Genomic DNA, 9175 nt, shown 5'->3' with positions numbered 1-9175 from the left:
TTCGTCGCCGCGCTGCAGCTTCTCGACCTTGTCCTCGAAGCGGCGGTCGAGCGCCTTGCGGGCGTCCTCGAACTGCTTCTTCATGGCCTCGAGCTCGCCCATCGCCTTCTCGTCGTCGAGGGCGATCTGCCACCACAGGCCACGCGACAGGTCGGCCAGCTTCTCTTCGGTCACGGCGCCGCGGCCCAGGCCCTTCGGACCCGAGGTGGCGTTCTTGCCGATCAGCAGCGGCTTCAGACGGCCGTAGACGTTGCGCTCGAGGATCTTGAGCTCGTCGTCCCGGTCCTTGCCCAGACGTTCGATCTCGGCGCGCTCGATGGCGACCGCGCGTTCGTCCTTGTCGACGCCGTGACGGTTGAAGACGCGAACGTCGACGATGGTGCCGGCGACGCCGGGCGGCAGGCGCAGGCTGGTGTCGCGAACGTCCGAAGCCTTCTCGCCGAAGATGGCGCGCAGCAGCTTCTCTTCCGGCGTCATCGGGCTCTCGCCCTTCGGCGTGACCTTGCCGCACAGGATGTCGCCCGGCTGAACCTCGGCGCCGATCGCCACGATGCCGGCCTCGTCGAGGTTGCGCAGGGCTTCCTCGCCGACGTTCGGGATGTCGCGGGTGATCTCTTCCGGACCCAGCTTGGTGTCGCGGGCCATGACCTCGAACTCCTCGATGTGGATCGAGGTGAAGACGTCGTCGCGCACGATACGCTCGGAGATCAGGATCGAGTCTTCGAAGTTGTAGCCGTTCCACGGCATGAAGGCGACGAGGGCGTTGCGGCCCAGGGCCAGTTCACCGAGGTCGGTCGACGGGCCGTCGGCGATGACGTCGCCGGCCTTGACCACATCGCCCACGCGCACGATCGGGCGCTGGTTGATGCAGGTCGACTGGTTTGAGCGCTGGAACTTCGACAGGCGGTAGATGTCGACGCCCGAACGGCTGGCGTCCTGCTCGTTGGTGGCGCGCACGACGATGCGGGTGCCGTCGATCTGCTCGACGACGCCGTCACGACGGGCGACCACGACGGCGCCGGAGTCGACGGCCACGACCGCCTCCATGCCGGTTCCGACCAGCGGCGCGTCCGACTGCACCAGCGGCACGGCCTGACGCTGCATGTTGGCGCCCATCAGCGCGCGGTTGGCGTCGTCGTTTTCCAGGAACGGGATCAGGGCGGCGGCGACCGAAACGACCTGTTTCGGTGACACGTCCATCATGTCGACGTCAGCCTTCACCAGCAGCTGGGAGTCGCCGTTGATCCGGCCGGGGACCAGGTCCTCGACGATCTCGCCGTTCTTCAGCTCGATGTTGGCCTGGGCGATGGTGTATTTCGCCTCTTCCATGGCCGAGATGTAGACCACCTCGTCCGTCGCCTTGCCGTCCTTCACGCGCCGGTACGGGCTCTCGATGAAGCCGTACTTGTTGACGCGGGCGTGGGTGGCCAGCGAGTTGATCAGACCGATGTTCGGACCTTCCGGCGTCTCGATCGGACAGATGCGGCCGTAGTGGGTCGGGTGCACGTCCCGGACTTCGAAGCCGGCGCGCTCGCGCGTCAGACCGCCCGGGCCAAGCGCCGACAGGCGGCGCTTGTGGGTGATCTCCGACAGCGGGTTGGTCTGGTCCATGAACTGCGACAGCTGCGACGAACCGAAGAACTCGCGCACGGCCGCGGCGGCCGGCTTGGCGTTGATCAGGTCGTGCGGCATGACCGTGTCGATATCGACCGAGGACATGCGCTCCTTGATGGCGCGCTCCATCCGCAGCAGGCCGACGCGATACTGGTTCTCCAGCAGTTCGCCGACCGAACGGACGCGGCGGTTGCCGAGGTTGTCGATGTCGTCGATCTCGCCCTGACCGTCCTTCAGGCCGACGAGGATCTGCAGCACGCGCAGGACGTCGTCCTTGCGCAGCACGCGGATTTCGTCCGAGACCTCGGGGGTCTCCAGACGCATGTTCATCTTGACCCGGCCGACGGCCGACAGGTCGTAGCGCTCGCTGTCGAAGAACAGCGAGTTGAACATGGCCTCGGCGGCTTCCGGGGTCGGCGGCTCGCCCGGACGCATGACGCGGTAGACGTCGAACAGCGCGTCCTCGCGGCCGGTGTTCTTGTCGATGCGCAGGGTGTTGCGCATGTAGGCGCCGACCGTGACATGGTCGATGTCCAGCACGTCGATGGTGGTAAAGCCGTGGCTCTCCAGCAGTTCGATGGTCGGCTGGTCCAGCTCGTCACCGGCCTCGGCGTAGATCTCGCCGGTCTCGTAGTTGACCGCGTCGGCGGCCAGATACTTGGTCAGCAGGGCGTCGGCGGCCAGCGACAGCGACTTGACCGTGTCGCCCAGCTTCTTGGCCTGACGGGCGCTGATCTTGGCGCCGGCGGCGGCGACCACCTCGCCCGTGTCGGCGTCGACCAGATCGAACTCGGGCTTCACCCCGCGCCAGCGTTCCGGCTTGTAGGGCGTGACCCAGCCTTCGCCGCGCTTCTCGTAGGGCACGGTCTCGTAGAAGGTCTTGAGGATCTCCTCGCCGTCCATGCCCAGACCCATGAGGAAGGTCGTGGCCGGCAGCTTCCGGCGGCGGTCGATGCGGACGTAGACGATGTCCTTGGCGTCGAACTCGAAGTCGAGCCACGAGCCGCGGTACGGGATCACCCGGGCGGCGAACAGCAGCTTGCCCGAGCTGTGCGTCTTGCCCTTGTCGTGGTCGAAGAAGACGCCCGGCGAACGATGCATCTGCGAGACGATGACCCGCTCGGTCCCGTTGACGATGAAGGTGCCCTTGTCCGTCATGAGCGGGATGTCGCCCATGTAGACGTCCTGCTCCTTGATATCCTTGACCGAGCGCGCGCCCGTTTCCTCGTCCGATTCAAAGACGATCAGGCGCAGCTTGACCTTCAGCGGCGCGGCATAGGTCATGTCGCGCTGGATGCATTCCTCGACGTCGTACTTCGGGTCCTCGAACTCGTACGAGACGTATTCCAGGATGGCGCGTTCGTTGAAATCCTTGATCGGGAAGACCGACTTGAACACCGCCTCGATGCCCTGGTCCTTGCGCGGGCCCGAGCGGACCTCGCGCTGCAGGAACTGTTCGTAGGAGGCGCGCTGAACCTCGATCAGGTTCGGCATCTGCACCGCTTCTGGAATCCGCCCGAAGGAGTGGCGGATGCGCTTCTTGCCGGTGAACGAGGTGGCGGTGGCGAACTTGCCGTTGGCGGCGAGTTCAGCGTGTGACTTGGCCATTCTGTCTTCCCAATGCGCCGGGCCGGGCAGCCCGCGCTCAATGCAGCAGCCACGGCTCCGCCAATCCGGCGACCCGTGACCATCGGTTTCGGCGTCCACCCTCGGGCCTTGCGGTCCCAGGACGCCTGAAATGTAGGGCTCCCTTGGGGAGGAGCGCGCCTTCGCACCGGTCGGAGGGCGACAAACCGGGCCTCGGCGCTTTCGCGCGTATCTCTTACGGAGTTAGCGGAACGGGCTGATATACTCGCTTTGACGGCGAAATAAAGACCGCCGGCGTCCTTTTTCGCCGCGAGCGCCGGACGGCCGGCCGCCGCCCCCCCGAGCATCCCCATTGCTTTGCCGGAGCGGGGAAAATAGCGTCGCCGGATGACACGCATCGCGCTTGCGGCCGCCGCCGCCCTGACCCTTTCCGCCTGCGCCTCGGCCGGGCCGAATCCCTACGACTTCTCGGGGTCGTCGACCCAGGCCAATTGGGACGCTGGCAACGCCGCCTACCTGACCTGGAACGCGGCGCGCGGAGGTTGGACCACCACCGCCTCCGGCCTGCAGTACCGCCGCGTCGGGCGGGCCCATCCGGAGGGACGCCAGCCCGCCCCGACGGACACGGTCAAGGTCCACTACCGCGGGACCTTCGTCGACGGACGGGAGTTCGACAGCTCCTACGCCCGAAACGAGCCGGCGGAGTTCCCGCTCAACCGGGTCATCAGGGGCTGGACCGAGGGCGTGGGCCTGATGCGCGAGGGCGAGACGTTCGAGTTCGTCATCCCCGCCTCGCTCGGCTACGGCGAGCGCTGGGTCGGCGGCGACGAGTTGCCGCCCAACTCGACCCTGCTGTTCACCGTCGAACTGCTGGAAGTGAAGCCGGCGGGCTGAGCGCGGAACCCTGAAGATGACAGGGATTTAATCCGGCGAGCCGGCGCGGCGCTCTAGCTTGCCGCCGAACTTCATTGACCGAGAACCTCCGATGATGCGTCCCGCCCGTCTGCTCGCTTCCGCCTGCGTCATCAGCCTGCTGTTCGGGTCCGTCCCGGCGCTGGCGCAGGTCGGGACGCCGGCGCTGGACCGGGCGCTGGCCCCCATCCCCGCGCCGCGCGACGCGCCCTACCCCGGCGTGATCTCGCTGGAGATGGACGCCACCGACATCGACCGGCGGATCGTGTCGGTGAAGCAGACCATCCCGGTGGCCGCGCCGGGCCCGCTGGTCCTGCTCTATCCGCAATGGATCCCCGGCAACCACGGTCCCGTCGGGCCTGTCGACGACATCGCCGACCTGAGGGTCACCGCCAACGGCCAGCCGCTGCGCTGGGTGCGCAACACCGTCCAGACCAACGGATTCCAGATCGAGGTCCCGGCCGGCGCCACCTCGATCGACGTCCACTTCAAGTGGCTGACCCCGATCGACGGCAGCCAGGGCCGCGTCGTCATCACCGACGAGATGCTCAACATCCAGTGGGAGAAGGCCCTGTTCTACCCGGCGGGCTACTATTCCAGCCAGATCACCTTCCGGCCGACCCTGCGCCTGCCGGCGGGCTGGCAGTACGGCACGGCGCTGGACACCGAGAGCTTCCAGAACGGCGTGGCGACCTTCGCGCCCATTACGCTTGAGCATTTCGCCGACAGCCCGGTCTTCGCAGGCAGGCATTTCCGCCAGATCGACCTCGATCCGGGCGGCCGTTCGCCGGTCCGGCTGAATATCGTCGCCGACGACGCCGCGATGCTGGCCGCCACCGACGAACACATCGAACTGCACCGCAATCTGGTCGATCAGGCGGACCGCCTGTTCGGGGCCCGCCACTTCAACCATTACGACTTCCTGCTGGCCGTCAGCGACAGGCTGGGCGGCATCGGGCTGGAGCATCACCGCTCGTCCGAGAACAGCGTCGACACCGACTATTTCACCGCCCGGACGAGCACGCTCGCCGACCGGGACCTGCTCGGCCACGAGTACACTCACTCCTGGAACGGCAAGTGGAGGCGGCCGGCCGACCAGTTGACGCCGACGCTGAACGAGCCGCTGCAGAACTCCCTGTTGTGGGTCTACGAGGGCCAGACCCAATACTGGGGTCAGGTGCTGACCGCCCGGGCGGGCCTGTCCAGCAAGCAGCAGGCGCTGGACTGGTTCGCCATGACCGCCGCCAACTACGGGACCATGCCCGGCCGGCAGTGGCGCGCCATGCAGGACACCACCAACGACCCGATCATCGCCCAGCGCCGGCCGCAGCCGTGGAGCAGCTACCAGCGCAGTGAGGACTATTATTCCGAGGGCGCGCTGATCTGGCTGGACGCCGACACCTGGATCCGCGAACGGACCAACGGCCGCAAGTCGCTGGACGATTTCGCCAGGGCCTTCTTCGGCATCGATGACGGGAACTGGGACCCGCGGCCCTACACCTTCGACGACATCACCGGAACGCTGAACGGCGTACAGGCCAACGACTGGGCGGAATTCCTGCGCACGCGGCTGGACGCCGTCGGGCCGGAGGCGTCCGCGCCGCTCGCGGGTCTTGAGCGGGGCGGCTACCGGCTGGTCTGGCGCGAGGCCATGAACGACTACCACAAGGCGCTGTACGACGAACTGGGCCGCAAGGACTTCCAGTACTCGCTGGGCATCATGACCAACGCCGCCAACCGCATCACCAGCGTGCGCTGGGGTTCGCCGGCCTTCGACGCGGGCCTGACGTCGGGCTGGGAGATCGTGGCGGTCAACGGCCGCGCCGCCAGCGCCACGGTCATCGCGGACGCCATCACAGCCTCGAAGGGCAATACGACCCCGATCGAAATGATGCTCAGGAACGGCGAGCGCTTCCGCACGATCCGCTTCGATTACCACGACGGCCTGCGCTACCCGCACCTCGAGCGGATTGCGGGCACGCCGGATCGCCTGGGCGACATTCTCGCCCCGCGCCGCCGCTGATCACGAGGGAACGACCGATGCTGAAATCCACCGCCCTCGCCCTGCTCCTCGCCGCCTCCGCCGTGCCGGCGCCGGCGCAGGTTCCGGCTTCGCAGGCGCAGACGCCCCTGCCCGCGCCGACCAGCCTGCCGCGCCCGCTGCCCCCGATCCCGGCGCCGCAGGATCGCGACTATCCCGGGGTCATCGCCATCCGCGCCGACCTGACCGACCTCGACCACCAGATCATCCGGGTGCGCCAGACGGTGCCGGTCAGCGCCGGCCATCTGGTTCTGCAGTATCCGAAATTCATTCCGGGCAACCACGCCGACACCGGGCCGATCCAGCTCGTCTCGGGCGTCACCGTCACCGGAAACGGGCAGCGGATCGAATGGGTGCGCGACACGGTCGATCCGCACGCCTTCCATCTCGACATCCCCGCCGGCGTCAGCTCGATCGAGGTGGCGTTCGAGTGGCTGACCCAGCCGAGCAACTCGGTCTGGCGCGTGGTCATGACCCCGGAGATGGTCAATCTGCAGTGGGAGAAGGCGCTGCTCTACCCCGCCGGCTACGCCCACAGCCGCATCACCTTCGCCCCGTCGGTCAAGCTGCCGGCGGGCTGGCAGCAGGGCTCGGCGCTGGAGGCCACCGGGCGCGAGGGCGACGTGATCACCTTCGCTCCGATCTCGCTGGAGCACCTCGCCGACAGTCCGATGTTCGCCGGAGCCCACTTCAGGCGCGTCGATCTGGATCCGGGGGGCCGCTCGCCCGTGTTCCTGAACATGGTCGCGGACTCCGCCGCCAACCTCGCCGCGACCGACGAGCAGATCGGCAGGTTCCGGGCGATGGTCGACCAGGCCGACTACCTCTACGGCGCCCGCCACTACGACCGGTACGACTTCCTGCTGGCCCTGACCGAGCGCATGGGCGGCATCGGTCTCGAGCATCACCGTTCCTCCGAGAATTCCGCCCCGCCGGACTTCTTCACCGCCGGGATGGAAAAGAGCTTCGGCACCCTCGCCCTGCTGCCGCACGAATACACCCACAGCTGGAACGGCAAGTTCCGGCGGCCCTCCGACGAATATGTGCCCAATCTGAACGTCCCGACGCAGAACTCGCTGATGTGGGTCTACGAAGGCCAGACCGAGTACTGGGGCGAGGTGCTCACCGCCCGCTCCGGCCTGGCGTCGAAGGAGGAGCAGCTGGCGACCATCGCCGAGGTCGCGGCCTTCTACGAGAACCAGCCGGGCCGCGAATGGCGGCCGCTGCAGGACACGACCAACCACAACCTGCTCGGCTATCGCACCACCAATCCGTGGCCGTCGTGGATGCGCGGCACCGGCGACTACTACCGCGAGGCCCTGCTGATCTGGCTCGACGCCGACACCCTGATCCGCGAGGCGACCAACAACCGCAGATCCCTCGATGACTTCGCCAGGGCCTTCTACGGCGTAGAGGACGGCGTCTGGGAGGCGCGGCCCTACACCTTCGACGACGTGGTCCGGCACCTGAACGCCGTCCACCCCCACGACTGGGCGACCTTCCTGCGCAGCCGGCTGGACGCGGTGGGCCCCGAGGCTCGCGCCCCGCTGGACGGCATCGCTCGCGGCGGCTACCGCCTGACCTACGTCGACAGCCTGACCCCGGCCGAGAAGCGGGTGCAGGGCGGCTGGGCCAACGATTTCCAGTATTCGCTGGGCTTCACGCTCGGCTCGGGCAACCGCATCACCGGCGTGCGCTGGGGCGGCCTCGCCTCGCAGCAGGGCCTGGGCGCGGGCTGGGAGCTGATCGCGGTGGGGGAGCGGACCGCCTCGGCGGAAGCGCTCAGGGACGCGGTCACCACGGCGAAGGGCGGCGGCGAGCCGATCGTTCTGGTGGTGAAACGCGGCGATGAGTTCCGCACCCTCAGCTTCGACTACCACGGCGGCTTGCGTTATCCGCGCCTTGAGCGGGTCGAGGGGACGCCGGACCGCCTCGGCGATATCCTCGCCCCACGTCGGCGCTAGCCGCGGCCTACCAGCAGGCTCGCGGCTTCGGCGTCTTGCGCAGCTCGTTGGTCGTGGCTGCGCATTGCGCCGAGGCCTCGTCAGCGGTCAGCTTGTCGAGGTTCCAGCGCAGGTCGCGCAGTTCGGTGCGCAACGCCTCGTCGCTGGCCGGCTTGCCCTGCTTCTGCTCGCAGGCGTGCATGTCGTATTTGAGCGTGGCCAGCTCCATGCAGGTGTTGGACAGCGTGCCCATGATCAGCCGGGCCTTGGCGGCGGTCATCGGCAGGTCCGGCGACGGAGGCGCGGGCGGTCCGGGCGGCGGGGGCAGGTCGCGGCCGGTGGCGAACTGATCGCAGGCGGCGAGACCCAAGGCGGCCGCGAGCGCGGCGGCAGCGATGCTCATTCTCATGGAAACCCTCCCCTTGTCCGGACAGGGGGCCACAACTGCCGGCGCCTGTCCATGCCGGCCATAGGAAAGCAAAACGGGCCGGGGATCGCTCCCCGGCCCGTTCAACGAATGTCCCGAGGGACGCTCCGTTCTTACTTGATCTGCACCTTGGCGCCGGCTTCCGTCAGCTTCTTGGCGATTTCGTCGGCGTTCTGCTTGGAGACGTTCTCGACGACGTTCTGCGGAGCGCCTTCGACCAGGTCCTTGGCTTCCTTCAGGCCGAGGTCCGAACGGACGCCGCGGACTTCCTTGATGACGTTGATCTTCTTGTCGCCGCCGTCCAGCAGGACGACGGTGAACTCGGTCTGCTCTTCAGCAGCTTCGGCCGGAGCGGCGGCGCCGCCACCGGCGCCCGGCATGGCCATGGCCACCGGAGCGGCGGCGCTGACGCCCCACTTTTCTTCCAGCAGCTTGGACAGCTCGGCGGCTTCCAGAACGGTCAGCGACGACAGGTCTTCAACGATTTTGGCGAGATCGGCCATGGGTAGGTTCCTTCGGAGGATTGGGTTTCAGTAGAGAGTTTGCAGAGATGAAAGAGGCGGGTCCGCTTACGCGGCGTCCTTCGTGGCGTAGGCGTTGAACACCCGGGCCAGTTGGGCCGCCGGGGCTTGCACGACGCCGGCGACCTTG

At 67.7% G+C, this 9175-nt stretch carries 6 protein-coding genes and 1 pseudogene; 3 read left to right on the top strand and 4 right to left on the bottom strand.

Features of this window, described 5'->3' with window-relative positions:
* A partial coding sequence (gene rpoB / locus VGD32_RS12010) for a DNA-directed RNA polymerase subunit beta (protein ID WP_331032117.1) occupies window positions 1-3222 on the bottom strand: 3222 nt, incomplete at its 3' end.
* Between the two features lie 366 nt (window positions 3223-3588).
* On the opposite strand from rpoB, the gene VGD32_RS12005 reads away from it, so the two are divergent.
* The 3 genes from VGD32_RS12005 (at window position 3589) to VGD32_RS11995 (ending at window position 8118) form a co-directional block, all read left to right on the top strand.
* On the top strand, window positions 3589-4095 hold the full coding sequence (locus VGD32_RS12005; RefSeq protein WP_331032116.1) for an FKBP-type peptidyl-prolyl cis-trans isomerase: 507 nt from the start codon (window positions 3589-3591) through the stop codon (window positions 4093-4095).
* Window positions 4096-4189: 94 nt separating this feature from the next.
* On the top strand, window positions 4190-6136 hold the full coding sequence (locus VGD32_RS12000) for a M61 family metallopeptidase (protein ID WP_414644421.1): 1947 nt from the start codon (window positions 4190-4192) through the stop codon (window positions 6134-6136).
* Between the two features lie 17 nt (window positions 6137-6153).
* On the top strand, window positions 6154-8118 hold the full coding sequence (locus VGD32_RS11995) for a peptidase M61 (RefSeq protein ID WP_331032114.1): 1965 nt from the start codon (window positions 6154-6156) through the stop codon (window positions 8116-8118).
* A 7-nt stretch (window positions 8119-8125) separates the two neighbouring features.
* On the opposite strand, the gene VGD32_RS11990 is transcribed toward VGD32_RS11995, so the two are convergent.
* From VGD32_RS11990 to VGD32_RS11980, 3 genes and pseudogenes are all read right to left on the bottom strand, one after another.
* Window positions 8126-8500 (bottom strand): hypothetical protein, encoded by a 375-nt coding sequence (locus VGD32_RS11990; RefSeq protein WP_331032113.1) that lies wholly within the window; start codon window positions 8498-8500, stop codon window positions 8126-8128.
* 137 nt (window positions 8501-8637) lie between these two features.
* Window positions 8638-9027 (bottom strand): 50S ribosomal protein L7/L12, encoded by a 390-nt coding sequence (rplL, locus tag VGD32_RS11985; protein WP_324820823.1) that lies wholly within the window; start codon window positions 9025-9027, stop codon window positions 8638-8640.
* Window positions 9028-9093: 66 nt separating this feature from the next.
* Window positions 9094-9175: pseudogene (locus tag VGD32_RS11980) on the bottom strand (50S ribosomal protein L10); the annotation flags it as partial.

Source organism: Brevundimonas sp. (genome assembly GCF_036402095.1).
Lineage (GTDB): Bacteria > Pseudomonadota > Alphaproteobacteria > Caulobacterales > Caulobacteraceae > Brevundimonas.
This window is presented reverse-complemented; position numbering and strand designations above follow the sequence as displayed.